This window comes from Yersinia similis (assembly GCF_001053095.1).
GTDB lineage: Bacteria > Pseudomonadota > Gammaproteobacteria > Enterobacterales > Enterobacteriaceae > Yersinia > Yersinia similis.
Window position 1 is genome coordinate 158,727 of the sequence record NZ_CGBP01000007.1, and the last position, 17,293, is coordinate 176,019.

Consider the following 17,293-nt stretch of genomic DNA (forward strand, 5'->3'; position numbering starts at 1 on the left):
ACTACATAAGTAATGACTTACGCAAGATTTTTGCGACACAACGGTATAAAGATTGAAGGTGCCTTAGACTGATTTTGTAAAGCCATTAGACTGTCAAAAAAATGATTGAGTTCATAAACATTCTCAACACAAATCAATTCGACATAGAGTAAAACTTTAGATTCAAACTGTTTAGATGCTACAGACCCGGACTCAATACACAGGAATGTTCTATATGCAGTGAGGTAAACTTAACACGCTTCTTTGCAGGCGTCTAGCGGTCAGTGTGAGAAATCACAACTGCCGCTAAACATACCCTACGTCCTTGGGGCCGCCACTGTGTTAGCAGCTCTTGTTACTCCAATGACTTGGGGTATAGACGGCTAGCACCAATTACAGATTTGCATCCAAGAACGCTTTGAGTTGCCCCTTAGACAAGGCGCCGACCTTGGTGGCGACAACTTCGCCGTCACGAAACAACAGCAGCGTAGGAATCCCACGGATACCGTATTTTGGTGCTGTACCCTGATTATCATCAATGTTCAATTTAGCGATAGTCAGTCTACCTTCATACTCTTCAGCGATCTCATCCAAAATCGGAGCAATCATCTTGCACGGACCACACCATTCAGCCCAGAAATCGACTAAGACCAAGCCGCTGGCTTTCAGCACATCAGTATCGAAACTGTCGTCACTCAGATGAATAATTTTATCGCTCATGTTCTACTCCAAAGGATTGTGTCTACCTCGTTGGTGTAGCATTAACCAACAGTAGGATGACTTTATTTCACCGGATACGCTTTCGTAAAGCAATAGTTAGCTGATATTCTACCACACTATGAGCAAAACACACTTGACTGAACAGAAGTTTTCCGACTTCGCCCTGCACCCGCTAGTTGTTGAAGCCCTTGAAAACAAAGGGTTTCAGTATTGCACGCCGATTCAGGCGTTAGCATTGCCACTCACCCTCTCTGGGCGTGATGTAGCAGGTCAGGCGCAAACCGGTACAGGCAAGACGCTGGCATTCTTGGCGTCTACTTTCCATTATTTGCTTTCTCACCCGGCAGAAGAGGGTCGCCAGACTAATCAACCACGCGCATTAATTATGGCACCAACGCGCGAATTAGCCGTGCAAATTCACTCCGATGCAGAATCACTTTCCCAGGTAACCGGGCTGAAGTTAGGTCTGGCTTATGGTGGGGATGGCTACGACAAACAGCTCAAAGTGCTGGAAAGTGGCGTTGATATCTTGATCGGTACAACTGGCCGTTTAATCGATTACGCGAAACAAAATTATATTAACCTCGGTGCGATTCAAGTCGTGGTATTGGATGAAGCTGATCGCATGTACGATCTAGGCTTTATTAAAGATATCCGCTGGCTGTTCCGCCGTATGCCTTCCGTTGATAAACGTTTAAATATGCTGTTTTCTGCCACTCTCTCGTATCGAGTACGTGAATTGGCATTCGAACAAATGAATAATGCAGAATATGTTGAAGTGGAACCGTTACAAAAAACCGGTCACCGCATCAAAGAAGAGCTGTTCTATCCTTCAAATGAAGAAAAAATGCGTCTGTTACAGACGTTAATTGAAGAAGAATGGCCTGATCGCTGTATTATTTTTGCTAATACCAAACACCGTTGTGAAGAGATCTGGGGGCATTTGGCTGCTGATGGCCACCGCGTCGGTTTACTGACAGGTGATGTTGCTCAGAAAAAACGCCTGCGTATTCTGGAAGATTTCACCAAAGGCGATTTGGATATTCTGGTTGCCACCGATGTTGCTGCCCGTGGTTTACACATCCCATTAGTGACCCATGTCTTCAACTATGACCTGCCAGATGACTGTGAAGATTACGTTCACCGCATTGGCCGTACTGGCCGTGCTGGCGAGAGTGGTCACTCCATCAGTCTGGCCTGTGAAGAGTATGCATTAAACTTGCCAGCTATTGAGACCTACACGGGTCATAGCATCCCGGTAAGCAAATATAACAGTGATGCGCTATTAACTGATCTACCAGCGCCTAAACGCCTGGCCCGTACCCGTACCGGGAATGGCCCACGCCGTAATTCTGCCCCACGTCGCAGTGGAGCACCACGGAATAACCGTAAGCGACCAGGCTGATAAATGATGCTAAGTTCCACCTCACTTTATGCTGCCATCGATCTTGGCTCCAATAGTTTTCATATGTTGGTAGTACGTGAGGTGGCTGGCAGTATCCAAACGCTGGCGCGTATTAAGCGGAAGGTCCGTCTGGCGGCAGGTCTGGATAACCAAAATCATCTATCGCAGGAAGCGATGGAGCGAGGCTGGCAATGCCTGAAGCTTTTTTCAGAGCGTTTGCAGGATATCCCTCTGGATCAAATCCGTGTGGTCGCAACGGCAACCTTGCGCCTGGCCTCTAATGCCGATGAATTCCTGCGTACTGCAACCGAGATCCTCGGCTGCCCTATTCAAGTAATCAGTGGCGAAGAAGAAGCCCGTCTGATTTATCACGGCGTAGCGCATACGACTGGCGGGCCAGAGCAGCGGTTAGTCGTCGATATTGGGGGGGGCAGCACCGAACTGGTTACAGGCAATGGTGCTCAGGCGAATATTTTAGTCAGCCTATCAATGGGTTGCGTTACCTGGTTAGAACGTTATTTCGGTGATCGCAATCTGGCAAAGGAAAATTTTGAACGCGCTGAATTGGCCGCTCATGAGATGATCAAACCGGTCGCCCAACGTTTTCGTGAACATGGCTGGCAAGTTTGTGTCGGAGCTTCAGGCACCGTTCAGGCACTACAAGAGATCATGGTCGCTCAAGGTATGGATGAGCTGATCACCTTAGCCAAGCTGCAACAGCTCAAACAAAGAGCGATTCAATGTGGCAAATTAGAAGAGTTGGAAATCCCCGGTTTAACCCTGGAACGGGCGCTGGTCTTCCCCAGTGGTCTGTCTATCTTAATTGCGATATTCCAGGAGTTGTCCATTGAAAGCATGACACTGGCAGGTGGTGCACTACGCGAAGGGCTGGTCTATGGCATGCTCCATTTACCGGTTGAGCAAGATATTCGCCGCCGGACAGTGCGTAATTTACAGCGTCGCTATTTACTGGATATCGAGCAAGCTAAGCGCGTCAGTTGTTTGGCAGATAACTTTTTCCTACAAGTGGAAAAAGAGTGGCGTCTTGATGGCCGATGTCGCGAGTTTTTGCAAAACGCCTGTTTGATCCACGAAATTGGCCTCAGTGTCGATTTTAAACGTGCTCCGCAACATGCCGCTTACCTGATCCGTAATCTGGATCTACCCGGTTTTACCCCTGCACAAAAGTTACTGTTTTCTGCTCTGTTACAAAATCAGAGTGGCACTATCGACCTATTGCTATTAAACCAGCAAAATGCATTACCTGCCGATATGGCACAGCATCTGTGCCGTTTACTGCGCTTGGCCATTATTTTTTCCAGCCGTCGCCGGGATGATACCCTGCCAGCGGTCAGATTGCGGGCCGATAATAATGCACTTTATGTGCTGGTCCCCCACGGTTGGTTGAAACTGCACCCCTACCGCGCTGAAGCGTTAGAACAAGAGAGTCACTGGCAAAGTTATGTCCAATGGCCACTACTATTGGAAGAGTTTAGCTAAGTCTGTTTGTAGGGCGATCTCGATCGCCCTTTCGTTTCGCTGTATAGTCCTCTCTTCATTACGTCCTGTTATTTTCATTCTAGTCCCTTATAAAACCAAGCAAATTGCCAGATTGTGATCATCTTCAGCTTAAAAAAGAAACGTTGTGTGTATTTTTATAAAACATCGTTTCTTTGTTGGGGCATCCATCTTATATCCAACATCATTGGCGCGACAGCCAGGCAGCAAGAATTTGAACTCTGTTTGCAGTGGTCTCACAGAAATGAGGCCTGTGACGAGAGCCGCTAACAATGCTGTAACGCCAAGACTGAAGGATATTCATTCATAAGGGATAATAATGCGAGCACAGCTTCAATCCTCTTGTACCAAAGGTATGTTAGTGATTGTCTCCAGCCTGATGGTGGGAACACCGATGGCAATGGCAGCGAAAACCAGTAGCCCCGACGCCCCACAGCAATTGCAGGTTCCCACGCTCGCCTATGACGAGAGCAGCATTGTTCTGGTGTGGAAAGCGCCGGAAGACACCCGAAAAATCGTCGATTATCAAATTTATTCTGCTGGTAAGCTGCTGGGTAACGCCAACGAGAACAATACTAAATTCTCGCCTGCTAAACCCTATATCGACCAGTTTTATGCTAATGACAAAAATAATTTCCAGCATAAAATTGTTATGCAAAACTTCACCGTGGCGGGGCTAAAACCAGATACTCGCTACCAATTTACGGTAAAAGCGCGTTATGCCGATGGCTCTTTATCTGCCGACAGCAATCTCATTACAGCGAAAACCAGCGCCAAGCCGCAGGTTGTCAATATTCGTGATTTTGGCGCAGTAGATGATGGCAAGACCTTAAATACCAAGGCGATTCAGCAGGCCATAGAGAGTTGTAAGCCCGGTTGTCGTGTTGAAATCCCAGCTGGTATCTATAAAAGTGGCGCACTTTGGCTGAAAAGTGATATGACCCTCAACCTGCAAGCGGGAGCGACCCTACTAGGTTCAGAAAACCCAGACGATTATCCCGCTGGTTACCGCCTGTATCCCTATTCCACGATTGAACGCCCGGCGTCGCTGATCAACGCTATTGACCCCAACAACAGCAAACCAGGTACATTCCGTAATATCCGCATTACCGGTTCAGGGGTGATTGACGGCAATGGCTGGCTACGGGCAGAAACAGCTGAGATTAACGATGAGCTAGGTCGCCCATTACCACAATATGTGGCAAGCAAGAACAGCCAAGTACATAAAGACGGCATTCTGGCAAAAAATCAGGTTGAAAAGGCGGTTTCTGACGGTATGGACCTGAAGAATGCCTACGGTCAACGCCGCTCCAGTCTGATGACATTACGTGGAGTAGAAAACGTTTATCTGGCCGATTTCACTGTGCGTAATCCCGCCTTCCACGGCATTATGAATTTAGAAAACCACAATGTCGTCGCCAACGGCTTAATTCATCAAACTTATGATGCCAACAACGGTGATGGGATTGAGTTTGGTAACAGCCAGAATGTGATGGTGTTTAATAACTTCTTTGATACTGGCGATGACTGTATCAACTTTGCCGCCGGTACTGGAGAGAAAGCACAGCAACAAGAGCCGATGAAAGGCGCATGGTTATTTAATAACTATTTCCGTATGGGCCACGGGGCGATTGTGACCGGTAGCCATACCGGAGCTTGGATTGAAGATATTCTGGCCGAAAATAATGTGATGTATCTGACCGATATCGGCCTACGAGCCAAGAGCACCAGTACTATTGGCGGTGGCGCTCGCAATATTATGTTCCGTAATAATGCGATGCGTGACTTAGCTAAACAAGCGATGGTCATGACCCTGGATTATGCCGACAGTAACGCCAATCTGGATTACCCCCCAGCGAAGGTTCCTGCACAGTTCTATGATTTTACAGTGAAAAATGTGACGTTAGATAACACCATAGGCAAAAGTGCAGTGATTGAAATCAAAGGGGACAGCGCAAACCAAGCCTGGCACCGCTTGGTACATATCGATAATCTGCAATTGAAACAAGTCGCTCCAACGGCAATCAGTGATTTACGTGACAGTGAATTTAATAACGTGGTATTCACTGAATTGCGAGGTGATACCCCATGGCACTTCAGCGACGTTAAAAATGTCACGGTTGATGGTAAATCAGTCGCGCCTTAATGCATGGCTAACGGGCAATATACTGCCCGTTATTGTCTTCATTACTGTTTTTCGTGTTAGCTACGGTTTCTTCGCATTCGCTAACTGAGCACGAAGATTGGCCAGATGACTCTGGCCTTTTTGCATACGCTCTTCCGGGCTGACGGCTTTACGCTCGTTTTCCCAGTTTAAATCGTCCTGCGGTAACTCCATCAGAAAACGGCTAGGTTCTGGCCGAATCAACTCGCCGTATTGCCGCCGTTCTTTACACAGGGTGAAGAACAGTTCACGCTGGGCGCGGGTGATACCCACATAAGCCAATCGCCGTTCTTCATCCACATTATCTTCATCAATGCTGCTTTGATGCGGCAGTAAACCCTCTTCCATCCCCACTAAGAATACATAAGGGAACTCCAGCCCTTTAGACGCATGCAACGTCATTAATTGCACTTGATCCAGTTCTTCATCACTCTCCCCTCGCTCCATCATGTCACGCAGGGTAAAACGCGTTACCACCTGAGTCAGCGTCATCGGTTCATCCAGTTCCGACCCTTCAAGCATTTCGGTCATCCAACTGAATAATAAATTAACGTTTTTCATACGCATTTCAGCGGCTTTCGGGCTGGGCGCGGTTTCGAATAACCAGCTTTCGTAATCAATACCGTGGATCAAATCCCGCACTGCCGCCACGGGTTCACGCTCAACCAAACGAATAACCCCATCCATCCAATGAGTAAAACGTTGCAATGACTCCAGGCCACGGCCCTTCAGGTGCTCACCTAACCCTAAATCAAAACTGGCCCGAAACAGGCTCTTATTGCGTACATTAGCCCATTCACCCAATTTTTGGACCGTAGCCGCACCAATCTCACGCTTTGGTGTATTCACAATTCGTAAGAATGCGCTGTCATCATCCTGATTAGTCAATACCCGTAAGTAAGCCAACAAATCCTTAATCTCTGGACGAGAGAAAAATGAATCGCCACCCGAAATTCGATAAGGAATACGGTTTTGCATCAGCAATTTTTCAAACAACCGCGATTGGTGATTCCCACGATACAAAATGGCGTAATCGCTATATTGGGTCTTTTTAACAAAGTGATGTGCAATAAGTTCGCCGACCACCCGCTCCGCTTCATGATCTTCGTTATTGGCGGTAATCACTTTCAACTCATCGCCGTAACTCAGTTCAGAAAAGAGTTTTTTTTCAAAAACATGTGGATTGTTGGCAATCAAAATATTTGCCGCCTTCAAGATGCGACCTGAAGAACGGTAATTCTGTTCCAGCTTAATCACCCGTAGCGCAGGGAAATCTTCATTTAGCAGTACCAGGTTCTGTGGCCGGGCACCGCGCCATGAATAGATAGATTGGTCGTCATCACCCACGACAGTAAAACGCGCCCGATTCCCTACCAGCAATTTCACCATTTGATACTGGCTGGTATTGGTATCCTGATATTCATCAACCAGCAGGTAACGCAGACGATTTTGCCACCGCTCACGGACCTCCAAATTTTTTTGCAACAATAACGTAGGTAGCGAGATAAGGTCGTCAAAATCCAGCACATTACAGGCTTTCAAATGGGCGTCATATAAGCCGTAGCAATGGACAAATAACTTATCACGCTCGGATCGTGCTGTCGCAGCGGCGGCGGCTGGATCCAGCAGATCATTTTTCCAATTGGAGATCGCCGACACCAGTTGTTGTAGCAACGTTTTGTCATCTTCCAACCACTTATGGGTCAGATCTTTCAATAGCCCCATCTGATCTTGTGCATCAAACAGTGAGAAGTTCGACTTCATCCCCAGCGTTACATACTCTTTCTTGATAATTTCCAACCCCAAGGTATGGAAAGTCGCGATCATCAATCCCCGCGCTTCTTTACGCCCCAGCGTTTGAGCAACACGCTCTTTCATCTCCCGGGCCGCTTTATTGGTGAAGGTCACGGCAGCAATATGCTTAGGCTGATAACCACACTGGCGGATCAGGTGGGCAATCTTGTTGGTAATGACTCGGGTTTTACCCGATCCCGCACCGGCCAGCACCAGACAGGGTCCAGTGACAAATTCGACGGCTTCTTGTTGACTGGGGTTTAATCGCATGACGCTCGGTTGCTCAGTGGGTTTACGGGGAAGCGAATTGTACCAGAAAGCCACAGATGAAAAAAAACTGCCTGCTTTTTTGATTGGCAATACGCACGCAGCGGCAACCAAAATACGTTACACTGACGCGCTCCGCGAGCCTATCGAAGAGACTCTGCGTTAAAATAACCCTGTCGTTAAAATAATCTGATGGTGACTGTTACTATGGCAAATAAAGCTTCTGCACTGCATATTCTGGTTGATGATGAAAAGCAGGCAAATGACATTCTGGCCCAGTTGAATAACGGGGCTAATTTCCAGGAGTTAGCGAAAAAGTTCTCTAACTGCCCGTCAAAACGCAACGGTGGCGATCTGGGTGAGTTCAATAAAGGGGATATGGTCCCGGCATTCGATAAAGCGGTATTTAGCTGCGAATTGCTGCAACCTTATGGCCCGGTCAAAACTCAGTTTGGATATCACATCATTAAAGTGTTGTACCGCAGCTAATCCTGAAATGCGCCACGCTATAAAAGGTGGCGTAATTCATACTCATGAATTTATCTCCTCGTAGTCTCCCAAACAAGATATAATTATATTACTCCATAGCATTATAGTTTTGATATTAGTCGTATATTTTCGTTATTTTATTATGCACAGACGAGTTTATTTCTATGTAATTTTAAAATAATCTGTCATTGACAATACTTCTTGGTCGTCGACAGTATCACTCTCAGAGAGGCTGATGTCATCCATCGCTAGAGTACAGGATTTGAGTGAATCGTTGCATTAAGCTTAATTTTTTATATCACCGTTTTATTCACCCCCTTTTAACCATAAGCCTAAGATAACCCATTCCAACGCACGCTAATAAAAAACCCTGTTATAATAACCCATATTTCATTAACAATAGTTAATACTCTAACTCGCATTACATTAGTAATTTTTAATAATAACGTTCTATTTTACGGTAACAACACTCCATCATATCTTTAGTTCAGAAGGCATTACGCGCCTTAATTATAGTAAAAATATTAATGTAATTTCTTCTCTCTGCCATCATACCCTTGTATTGAATATGGATTTATCGTGCCTCACTGTAGAAAGTAGACCGACAGAAACATTAAAAATATCGGTATTTAAATACATGGGAAATAGTAACTAAGAGTATAGTTGGCAATGAAAACAGTAAATACAATTTATTTTACATACTTTTCATGAAATTTAAAAACCAATAAATACAATCAGTTAATAAAAGACAATAAATATAGAGTGGGAATATTCCTACACAATTCGGTTATCTTTTCCTATGTAAAACCAACATTAGTTTCTATATCATCCTTTCATCAAATAATAATAAATCAGAGAAAATCCTCCAGATTACTTTTAAAATAAAAAGATAAATTGGAAGCACAAAATATAACTCTGAAAAATAAGAATATATATTCATTAAGTCACATTCCCCATTCGGATTTCATTAAAATCCGAATGGGGAATTAACTCCATTTCAATGATTACATCGGGGTTTTAAATGAAAAAAATTACTTTAGCTATCGCGTTATTCTCTGCATCTACAACAGTTGCCATGTCTGCCAGTAATAATACGATTACATTCCAAGGGGAAGTTACAGCACAAACCTGTTCTGTGACCGTAAACGGCCTTGAAGCAAATCCAATTGTCTTGTTGCCTACAGTATCGAGTAGCGATCTAAGCGATTCGGGCCAAACTAAGGGCAAAACAACCTTTACGCTAGGTGTATCTGGCTGTACATCAGGAACAGATGATCTTGATATCAAAACTATTTTCATCGGTAGCCTGGTTACTGCTACTGGTAATTTACAAAATACAGGTACCGCAGGGAACGTTGAACTTCAATTATTGAAAGATGCAACGACAACGACGGGTATCGACCTGAATAGTGGTTTGGCACAAGACGGCATCGTGTTGCTAGCAGGTGATACATCTGCGGAGCATGATTTTGCTGTTCAGTATTATGCCACTGGGCAATCAACGCCAGGGTCTGTAATTGCATCTGTACAGTATGCCGTTTCTTACTTGTAATAAATGTATTTATTACCGGGTGGTATAACCACTCGGTAAATGACTTCAGAGGGTACGCTCATCATGCTTAGTATATATGCCCGCCACTATCATTATCTGTTTGTAACTTTATTAGTGGCTATGAGTCTGTCTTTTGCTAATGCCAGTGTCGTGATGACAGGGAGTCGTATCGTATATTCTGCGGGGACAAGCGAGCACAGCATACAGCTAACCAATAATGACAGTTTCCCTAATGCTGTTCAGGTATGGTTAGACAGTGGAGATGAAAAATCGACACCAGAAACGGGCAAATCACCCTTTATAGTGACCCCGCCTTTCTTTCGTATTGAAGCAAATTCGGGCCAAACATTACGGTTAAAATATACGGGGAATGGTCTTCCTACAGATAGGGAATCCATATTTTATCTTAATTTTTTACAGATCCCTCCCGTCAATAAAGTAGAGAAAGATAACAAGATGTTAGTGCTGTTGCGTAACCGCATTAAAGTATTTTATCGGCCCGAGAGCATTATCGGCCGTGTTGACCAAGTCTCTACCGCACTGACTTTTAGCCTACGAAAACAGGGGAAAGACCTTGTTTTAACAGGTAAAAACCCAACCGGCTTCTATGCCACAATTGCCAGTGGTGAAATAGTGAGTGGGAGTATAAAACTTAAAATAAAATCAAATATGATCGCTCCTATGTCCCAAGTTGAGTGGGTGATCCCAAATGCATCTGCCCCCTCTTCAGCAACTATTAACTTTCTAATCATGAATGATTTCGGCGGGCAAGATGCAGGTAGTTATCGTATTTAGCAGTAACTTTCCGGTAAAGGAACATTTATGGTACAGGCACGAGTTATTCCGAAAACAAATTTCTCAGGCCGTAGGAAAGTATTAACATTATGTATCACTTTAATTTTACATATTGATACCGCTTTTGGTCAGGAAGAACCACAAAATTTCGAATTTGATGAATCTCTTTTTTTAGGGACAAAATATGCATCAGGTCTGACCCAACTTAATAAAAAGAACTCTATAACTGCCGGAAATTATGATGCTGTAGATGTTTTGGTTAATAACAAACTGTTCAAACGTATGAGCGTGAAATTTATTAAAGATGCCAACTCATCTGAGATTTATCCCTGTCTGAGCGACGAGTTATTAACCGCAGCTGGCGTTGATCTGGGTAGAGAAAATAGCACGACGACCAAAGAACCCCATGTTACCGAGGCTAGCACTCCTATGCCTGAAACTCGCGTCCCAACGGACCAATGTATACCTCTGTCTACGCGGGTAAAAGGTGCATCCTTTCTATTTGATCAGGCTAAATTACGTTTAGAGCTTTCGATTCCACAGGCTCTATTGCAAAAACGGCCTAGAGGCTACATTGAGCGGGCGGAATGGCAGGAAGGCGAAAAACTCGCATTCATTAACTACAGCGCCAACGCTTATCGCAGTGATACTCGCGGCCAGCAAAAGAGAACCTCTGATTTTGGTTTTATTGGCCTTAAAAGTGGGATCAATCTGGGATTGTGGCAAGTACGCCAGCAATCGAACGTCCGTTACGCCAGCAATGATAGTGGCAGCGATACCCAGTGGAATAGTCTCCGCACTTATGTGCAACGCCCGATCCCACAGTTGGATAGCCAGTTAACGTTAGGCGAAACTTTCACTGACAGTACATTATTTGGCAGTATGTCGTTCCGCGGTGCGAAAATGGCTACCGACCAACGCATGTGGCCAGTGTCAATGCGCGGTTTCTCCCCAGAGGTCCGGGGTGTCGCCAGTACCAACGCACGCGTTATCATTCGTCAGAATGGGCGTGAAATTTATGAAACGAACGTCGCTCCTGGCCCATTCGTTATTAACGATTTATACAGCACTAGCAGTCAGGGCGACCTTAATGTTGAGGTTATCGAGGCCAATGGTAGCCGCTCAACATTTACGGTACCATTCAGTGCTGTTCCTGATTCAATGCGGCCAGGCGTTAGCCGCTATAATGCGGTGATCGGGGAATCACGTGATTTCACCAATATTGATAATTATTTCACTGACTTCACCTATGAGCGCGGCCTCACCAATCAATTGACGGCCAACAGTGGTGTTCGTTTAGCAAAAGACTACACAGCATTACTTGCCGGTGGCGTATTAGGGACACCGGTAGGTGCTTTAGGCCTTAATGCCACCTATTCTCACGCCAAAGTCGAAAATGATAAAACACAAGATGGCTGGCGGATGCAGGCCACCTATAGCCAGACGTTTAATCAAACCGGAACCACTTTCTCATTAGCCGGGTATCGCTACTCAACGAAAGGGTATCGTGATTTAAATGATGTGTTTGGGGTGCGTTCAGTGCAAAAAAACGGGGGAACGTGGGATTCATCAACCTATAAACAGCGTAGCCAATTCACAACCACCATTAACCAAGACCTCGGTAATTTGGGCCAGTTATACGCCTCAGCCTCAACCAGTGATTATTATAACGATACGGCGAGAGATACCCAGTTACAGCTAGGCTATTCAAATAGTTATCAGCAAATCAGTTACAATTTGGCTATCAGCCGCCAGCGCAGTGTTTATACCTCAACCCTGTATAACTGGGATAGCGATGATACCGACGAGACGGCAACCACCACGCGCTACGGTAATACCGAGAACATTGCAACATTCACCGTTTCTATTCCACTGAATATTGGTAGCAACAACCAATATCTATCAATGTCAGCCAGCCGTAATCCGAAAAGCGGTAATAACTATCAAACATCATTATCAGGCACCGCTGGTGAGCGAAATTCCTTCAACTATGCATTAAATGCAGGCTATGACGACAGCAACATCGGTAGCAGCTCAAATAATTGGGGGGCCAACGTACAGAAGCAATTCCCCAATGCCACCGTTAATGGCAGCTATTCTCGCGGCAATAATTACACCCAATATGGCGCAGGCGCTCGTGGTGCGGCGGTAATACATCGACAAGGTGTGACTCTGGGCCCCTATCTGGGTGAAACCTTTGGTTTAATTGAAGCTAATGGTGCTGAAGGGGCGACGGTTCGTAATGCCCAAGGGGCAAGGATTGATAGTAACGGATTTGCTCTGGTACCCGCGCTAACACCTTATAACTACAACACGATAGGGCTGGATACCAAGGGGATTAACCGCAACACCGAGTTGAAAGAGAATCAGGGCCGTGTCGTCCCTTATGCCGGGGCGGCGGTAAAAGTGAAATTTGAAACGCTGACTGGCTATGCGGTGTTAATTCAAACTGAAGGTGAAGGGTTACCACTGGGTGCTGATGTGTATAACAGCAAAGATGAACTGGTTGGGATGGTAGGTCAGGGGAATCAGATCTACGCACGGGTAGCTGGCGACAAAGGTACGCTTTATGTCCGTTGGGGCGAAAACAGCGGTGATCAGTGTCAATTACCTTATGCTTTTAATCGCCAGGATACCGAGCAAGATATCATTCATATAACCGCGAGTTGCCAGCGTTAACAATAGTTGCCGCCGTTAACAATATGAGAAAAATAATGTTAAGACCAATAAAGCTATTAATATCTTGCGGCATTTCGCAACCCACCACTGCGGTCTATTGCCGCCGCCCATATTTTCTTGCCGGGCTGACATTACTTATTGGGCTATTTAGCACCTCCGCGTGGTCAAACTGTACCCGTATTACCGCACAAAATCAGATAAGTCCCAGTGATGGGATAGCCGGCCCATGGGCCGGTTCCAGAGACGATAATAATGGTTCACTCAACTTACCCAGTATTGTTGATCTCAGCACCAATGCGAATTTTCAACCTGATGGTACGTTATTAGCATCGGCGACATCAGACTTCACCACCTTTGCTCGAAATACCGGTTATAGTCCTGAACAAGTTATTTATAGATGCCTGGCGGCTGATGTGGATCAGCTCTATGAGATGTATGCCACTAACGGTGACAGTACCTATGGTGGCAAATTTGAAGATGGCGCTATTGCAGGCAATGTGCCCTATGGCTATGCCACCACAGTGATGAATGTGGTTATTCGGTTTACTAACCTGGCAACGGGGGAGTATTACTCTCGTTACTGGAGAGCACGCCGTTTAACCGGGCTTGATACTGACAGTAGCGGACGCATCTTAGTCAAAGTGAAAAATTTTAGTAATGTGTATACCGAGCTATTTCGTATTGATTATGCCCGTAGCGGTGCGAACAACACACCGTCTTTTCTCTATAACCGTAAGCAACCGAATGCCTATATCTCCTTTAAAGGTCCCGGTATTCCTAGCCCTACAGAAGGAGCTGATTCGCTCTCGAATTATTCCGGTTTTTATGCCCACTGGCCCGCATCTATTGGGTTGTACAGCTACGTCACATTCCGCCGGACCGCTATTTGTGCGGTAAGCAACTTTACCCCGACGGTCATATTACCGAGGATTTCGGTGGCAGAACTGAATAATGGGAATACCAGCTCCGCTGATTTTAATGTGGATTTTCAGTGCCAGACCGGGATTAACTCTGGCGTGACTGCTGGCACAGTGGCGATGGGCTTTTTAGTGCCGGCGGCTAATGCGGCTAAAGCCCAGGCGCTGGGGTTAATGAACGGCAACGGGGGGGTAAGCCATTTGGTCTCCGATAACTATGGCACTGCTGGCACCGCGGGCGGTGTGGGTATCCGCATCTACCGTAACAATAGCCCAATGTATCTACTGTCAAAAAACGTGACTCAGACAGGTAATAATGGGGGGTGGTATGGTATCTTCCAAGGCGCACAAGAAGTCACTGGCAGCGTAAATGGGGGGAACAGTTACACCGAAACTTTCCGCGCTGAATTAAGCAAAATCAGCGGGCAAACGGTGACCGCCGGAGCAGTGAATGCACATGCGCAAGTGGTTATCCGTGTCCAATAATATAATGCTTAGCCGCATCAACTGCCGGTTCCGTGGCTTGCTGCTACTCATGCTCACCTATCGTGTACTGACTCTCCCTGCGCTGACGATTGGCGTGTTGATAATGAGTACGCTGGCAACGAGTGCCGTGGCGAGTGTGATTGCAGAGAGAACACGTATTGTCTTCAGTGAAGGCAGTACAGAAGAGTCACTGCAACTGGTTAACAGCAATAGCTACCCGGTTGCGGTACAAGCTTGGGTGGATGACGGCAATTTGATGGCGACGCCTGATAAGGCTGTTTCACCCATATTGGTGTTACCCCCGGTATTCCGGTTACAACCTCAGGCACAGCGTAGCCTGCGGTTGATCTTATCTGGCGGGAGTAAATTACCTGCGGATAGGGAATCTGCATTCTGGCTAAATATTTACGAAATCCCGCCTAAGGCCACCCCCAAATCCGGTGATGAATCTTTTGTTACGCTGGCCCTACGGATGCAATATAAAGTCTTTTACCGCCCTAAAAACTTACCTAAACCGGGAGATATTCCAGGCAAGGCATTAACCTTTAGTCTCGAACGTAACGGCGACAGTGCGCTGATTAAGGTTAACAATCCAACCCCTTACTATGCATCATTCGCTTCTTTGACCATCGGTTCAGCCGAAGGCCCACCGGAAATGGTGGCCCCATTCTCTCAATTAGATTTTCCACTAAACCGAGCGCCAATTAGCGACAACAAAACCGTCAATTTTGATTTAATTGATGATTTAGGCAACCGAAACTCTTTTAGCCATGAGTTGAAATAAAGTGCGCTGCTGGGAATGGCAGTTTGGGGGCGAGTAGCGCACAGACACTGGAAGCTTATTTAGGAATTGCTGTCCATCAGCCAATAAATAACCTCATCCAATCGTCTTTTACAAATCTGTAATTCACGTTTTAAGGCTAACGTATAAATACCGCTATCGCCCCAACTAACACCGGTGAATTCGGGTATTTCACAAGAAATTAAAGCTGACTCTGGAGGAGATAACCGAATAACGTCGATAGATTTTAGGGTAGGTGATTTACTCTTGCAGGAGGTTAATAATATGATCAGGCATACGTTGAGCAGCACAAAAATCATCAATTGTCGCTGCCTTGAACTGCCTAATGTTCTCTTCATATTCATTACGTAATACCTTCTCATTCTCTAATTGACGAGCAGTAGCAACACGATTGGACATATCATTTACATGATAAATATCAAGAATATTTTTCAATGCAACATTCGCTTCCCGCACTGTCACCAACTCTTTTTCTTTATTTTCAATTTGCTTTGACAGGTTACTCCACTGCACAAGAAGTAATAGAAAAGAAGCTACCAATGCCGTTATAATCCCACCAAGTATTTTATAAGACATAGCGTTCCTTAAAGCTTAAGATGATATGGCGAGGGCTAGTGTTATGTACTTCAATGAAGTTATATCCACGCTCGTCATACTTCAAGCCACATGTAGTTGGTCACACTCAATCACCCGAATTAGTTTGGGTATATATATCATTTAACCAATAAAAGACAAATAACCATGAAATATGCATCATCATCAAAAATGATGACACATATTATTATCTAAAATATAAAAATACACCATTTATCTCGATAATAAAATTCAATAAAGCACTCACACTTACATATATCAATAAAACTTTCAGCTTGCTTATCAAACCACGTTAGTCGTAATTTCAGCTCCATAACTTACCTCACAAAGAGTCTTTAATATCATTGTCTTTTAAACCAACCCCTTTAAATTCTTTACCCGTTTCATAGTCAAATGCCCCCAAGCTTTTACTATCACTGGCGTGATATCCTGTAAGACCTCTCATCCACCATGCTGCGACTCTCACGGACCGTCATACTGGCTGAGCGACTCGATTTATTTCTATTTTCTATGCGTTATAGCCTTATTTAATCTACATCTCTATCAATATTTTTGAGTCATAATTACATTTAACTTCTCATACCTAAAAACATTGGTTTATTATCAAAATAACTCTTTATGCATCTCCAGTAAAATATCAGATTGCGTGATACATCCTTCAATAAAACCTTCTGCAATTTGTAACTGGCGTCTTATTTCACGCTCATTGCATTTTTTTAATCGAGCAATAGAAGATTTAGATTGCCCATAAACATAATGAAGAAGAATAAGTTCCAATTCTTTTTCTCTTGCTGCGCGTTGTAAATTACCTACCGTATTATCAATGATCAATCCGTCATTATCGCAACAGGACTCTACGGGTTTGTTTCTTGTGACTAATCCTTTAAAACCACTAGAAATATGCGGATAATCGAGGCGACTGTTATCTCTGGCCCAAACACCCCAGCGTGCCAGTACGGTTTGAATATAACTCATAACTTCTCTCCTTGTTATATACCCGTCCCCCTGCAAGATGCAGGGACGTTAGCCGCCCTTGCTCACCCCAGTCACTTAGTTGTTGACCTTAAAAATAAATAAGCACCTGGGGATTAATGAGCCTCACCCCTGAGACTCACCCTGCGGGCAGCATAAA

At 45.0% G+C, this 17,293-nt stretch carries 14 protein-coding genes and 1 pseudogene; 10 read left to right on the forward strand and 5 right to left on the reverse strand.

Annotated features, from left to right (window positions below; genetic code table 11):
• Window positions 1–372: 372 nt before the first annotated feature.
• Window positions 373–699 (reverse strand): thioredoxin TrxA, encoded by a 327-nt coding sequence (gene trxA, locus AC971_RS07850; protein ID WP_002211990.1) that lies wholly within the window; start codon window positions 697–699, stop codon window positions 373–375.
• 118 nt (window positions 700–817) lie between these two features.
• Here trxA and rhlB point away from each other — a divergent pair, with 118 nt between their 5' ends.
• The 3 genes from rhlB to AC971_RS07865 all read left to right on the forward strand — a co-directional run bounded on the left by rhlB (window position 818) and on the right by AC971_RS07865 (window position 5,768).
• The gene (gene rhlB, locus AC971_RS07855; protein WP_002228177.1) at window positions 818–2,104 is read left to right on the forward strand and encodes an ATP-dependent RNA helicase RhlB; all 1,287 of its coding nucleotides are present in this window, start codon (window positions 818–820) and stop codon (window positions 2,102–2,104) included.
• A 3-nt stretch (window positions 2,105–2,107) separates the two neighbouring features.
• On the forward strand, window positions 2,108–3,604 hold the full coding sequence (gene ppx / locus AC971_RS07860; protein WP_025382128.1) for an exopolyphosphatase: 1,497 nt from the start codon (window positions 2,108–2,110) through the stop codon (window positions 3,602–3,604).
• A gap of 337 nt (window positions 3,605–3,941) precedes the next feature.
• Window positions 3,942–5,768 carry a glycosyl hydrolase family 28 protein gene (locus AC971_RS07865; RefSeq protein WP_025382127.1) on the forward strand — a complete coding sequence of 609 codons (1,827 nt, stop codon included), beginning with the start codon at window positions 3,942–3,944 and terminating at the stop codon, window positions 5,766–5,768.
• A 60-nt stretch (window positions 5,769–5,828) separates the two neighbouring features.
• Here the strand turns inward: AC971_RS07865 and rep are convergent, their stop codons facing one another.
• Window positions 5,829–7,850, reverse strand: coding sequence for a DNA helicase Rep (gene rep / locus AC971_RS07870; RefSeq protein ID WP_025382126.1), 2,022 nt, complete (start codon window positions 7,848–7,850; stop codon window positions 5,829–5,831).
• Between rep and AC971_RS07875 the strand changes: the two are divergent.
• The 7 genes and pseudogenes from AC971_RS07875 (at window position 7,849) to AC971_RS07905 (ending at window position 15,549) form a co-directional block, all read left to right on the forward strand.
• A pseudogene (locus AC971_RS07875) lies at window positions 7,849–8,035 on the forward strand (hypothetical protein). The gene rep and the pseudogene AC971_RS07875 overlap by 2 nt on opposite strands.
• A gap of 19 nt (window positions 8,036–8,054) precedes the next feature.
• The gene (ppiC, locus tag AC971_RS07880; RefSeq protein WP_002211995.1) at window positions 8,055–8,336 is read left to right on the forward strand and encodes a peptidylprolyl isomerase PpiC; all 282 of its coding nucleotides are present in this window, start codon (window positions 8,055–8,057) and stop codon (window positions 8,334–8,336) included.
• 1,021 nt (window positions 8,337–9,357) lie between these two features.
• Window positions 9,358–9,888: a fimbrial protein gene (locus AC971_RS07885; protein WP_025382125.1), complete on the forward strand. Its 531-nt coding sequence runs from the start codon at window positions 9,358–9,360 to the stop codon at window positions 9,886–9,888.
• A gap of 63 nt (window positions 9,889–9,951) precedes the next feature.
• Entirely contained in the window at window positions 9,952–10,683 is a 732-nt protein-coding gene (locus AC971_RS07890; RefSeq protein WP_025382124.1) for a fimbrial biogenesis chaperone, read from the forward strand.
• A gap of 27 nt (window positions 10,684–10,710) precedes the next feature.
• Entirely contained in the window at window positions 10,711–13,362 is a 2,652-nt protein-coding gene (locus AC971_RS07895; protein ID WP_025382123.1) for a fimbria/pilus outer membrane usher protein, read from the forward strand.
• A gap of 35 nt (window positions 13,363–13,397) precedes the next feature.
• The gene (stbD, locus tag AC971_RS07900; RefSeq protein ID WP_025382122.1) at window positions 13,398–14,765 is read left to right on the forward strand and encodes a fimbrial usher protein StbD; all 1,368 of its coding nucleotides are present in this window, start codon (window positions 13,398–13,400) and stop codon (window positions 14,763–14,765) included.
• Complete coding sequence (locus AC971_RS07905; RefSeq protein ID WP_025382121.1) at window positions 14,731–15,549, forward strand: fimbrial biogenesis chaperone; 819 nt, start codon at window positions 14,731–14,733, stop codon at window positions 15,547–15,549. Before stbD ends, AC971_RS07905 begins: the two co-directional genes overlap by 35 nt.
• Before the next feature lie 59 nt (window positions 15,550–15,608).
• Here the strand turns inward: AC971_RS07905 and lysC are convergent, their stop codons facing one another.
• The 3 genes from lysC to AC971_RS07915 form a co-directional block, all read right to left on the reverse strand.
• Window positions 15,609–15,911, reverse strand: a complete 303-nt coding sequence (gene lysC / locus AC971_RS25895) for an Rz1-like lysis system protein LysC (RefSeq protein WP_455436036.1) — start codon at window positions 15,909–15,911, stop codon at window positions 15,609–15,611.
• Window positions 15,808–16,143, reverse strand: a complete 336-nt coding sequence (locus AC971_RS07910) for a DUF2570 domain-containing protein (RefSeq protein WP_025382120.1) — start codon at window positions 16,141–16,143, stop codon at window positions 15,808–15,810. Before AC971_RS07910 ends, lysC begins: the two co-directional genes overlap by 104 nt.
• A gap of 621 nt (window positions 16,144–16,764) precedes the next feature.
• A complete protein-coding gene (locus tag AC971_RS07915) occupies window positions 16,765–17,136 on the reverse strand; it encodes an antiterminator Q family protein (RefSeq protein WP_025382119.1) in 372 nt (123 codons plus the stop codon).
• Window positions 17,137–17,293: the final 157 nt, after the last annotated feature.

Bases quoted from the DNA above. Each gene is read 5' to 3' on its own strand.
- AC971_RS07865 (WP_025382127.1), top strand. From the start codon at position 3,942: ATGCGAGCACAGCTTCAATCCTCTTGTACCAAAGGTATGTTAGTGATT.
- lysC (WP_455436036.1), bottom strand. From the start codon at position 15,911: ATGAATATGAAGAGAACATTAGGCAGTTCAAGGCAGCGACAATTGATG.
- ppiC (WP_002211995.1), top strand. From the start codon at position 8,055: ATGGCAAATAAAGCTTCTGCACTGCATATTCTGGTTGATGATGAAAAG.
- trxA (WP_002211990.1), bottom strand. From the start codon at position 699: ATGAGCGATAAAATTATTCATCTGAGTGACGACAGTTTCGATACTGAT.
- rhlB (WP_002228177.1), top strand. From the start codon at position 818: ATGAGCAAAACACACTTGACTGAACAGAAGTTTTCCGACTTCGCCCTG.
- AC971_RS07890 (WP_025382124.1), top strand. From the start codon at position 9,952: ATGCTTAGTATATATGCCCGCCACTATCATTATCTGTTTGTAACTTTA.
- rep (WP_025382126.1), bottom strand. From the start codon at position 7,850: ATGCGATTAAACCCCAGTCAACAAGAAGCCGTCGAATTTGTCACTGGA.
- AC971_RS07895 (WP_025382123.1), top strand. From the start codon at position 10,711: ATGGTACAGGCACGAGTTATTCCGAAAACAAATTTCTCAGGCCGTAGG.
- ppx (WP_025382128.1), top strand. From the start codon at position 2,108: ATGATGCTAAGTTCCACCTCACTTTATGCTGCCATCGATCTTGGCTCC.
- AC971_RS07905 (WP_025382121.1), top strand. From the start codon at position 14,731: ATGCACATGCGCAAGTGGTTATCCGTGTCCAATAATATAATGCTTAGC.
- AC971_RS07885 (WP_025382125.1), top strand. From the start codon at position 9,358: ATGAAAAAAATTACTTTAGCTATCGCGTTATTCTCTGCATCTACAACA.
- stbD (WP_025382122.1), top strand. From the start codon at position 13,398: ATGTTAAGACCAATAAAGCTATTAATATCTTGCGGCATTTCGCAACCC.
- AC971_RS07910 (WP_025382120.1), bottom strand. From the start codon at position 16,143: ATGTCTTATAAAATACTTGGTGGGATTATAACGGCATTGGTAGCTTCT.
- AC971_RS07915 (WP_025382119.1), bottom strand. From the start codon at position 17,136: ATGAGTTATATTCAAACCGTACTGGCACGCTGGGGTGTTTGGGCCAGA.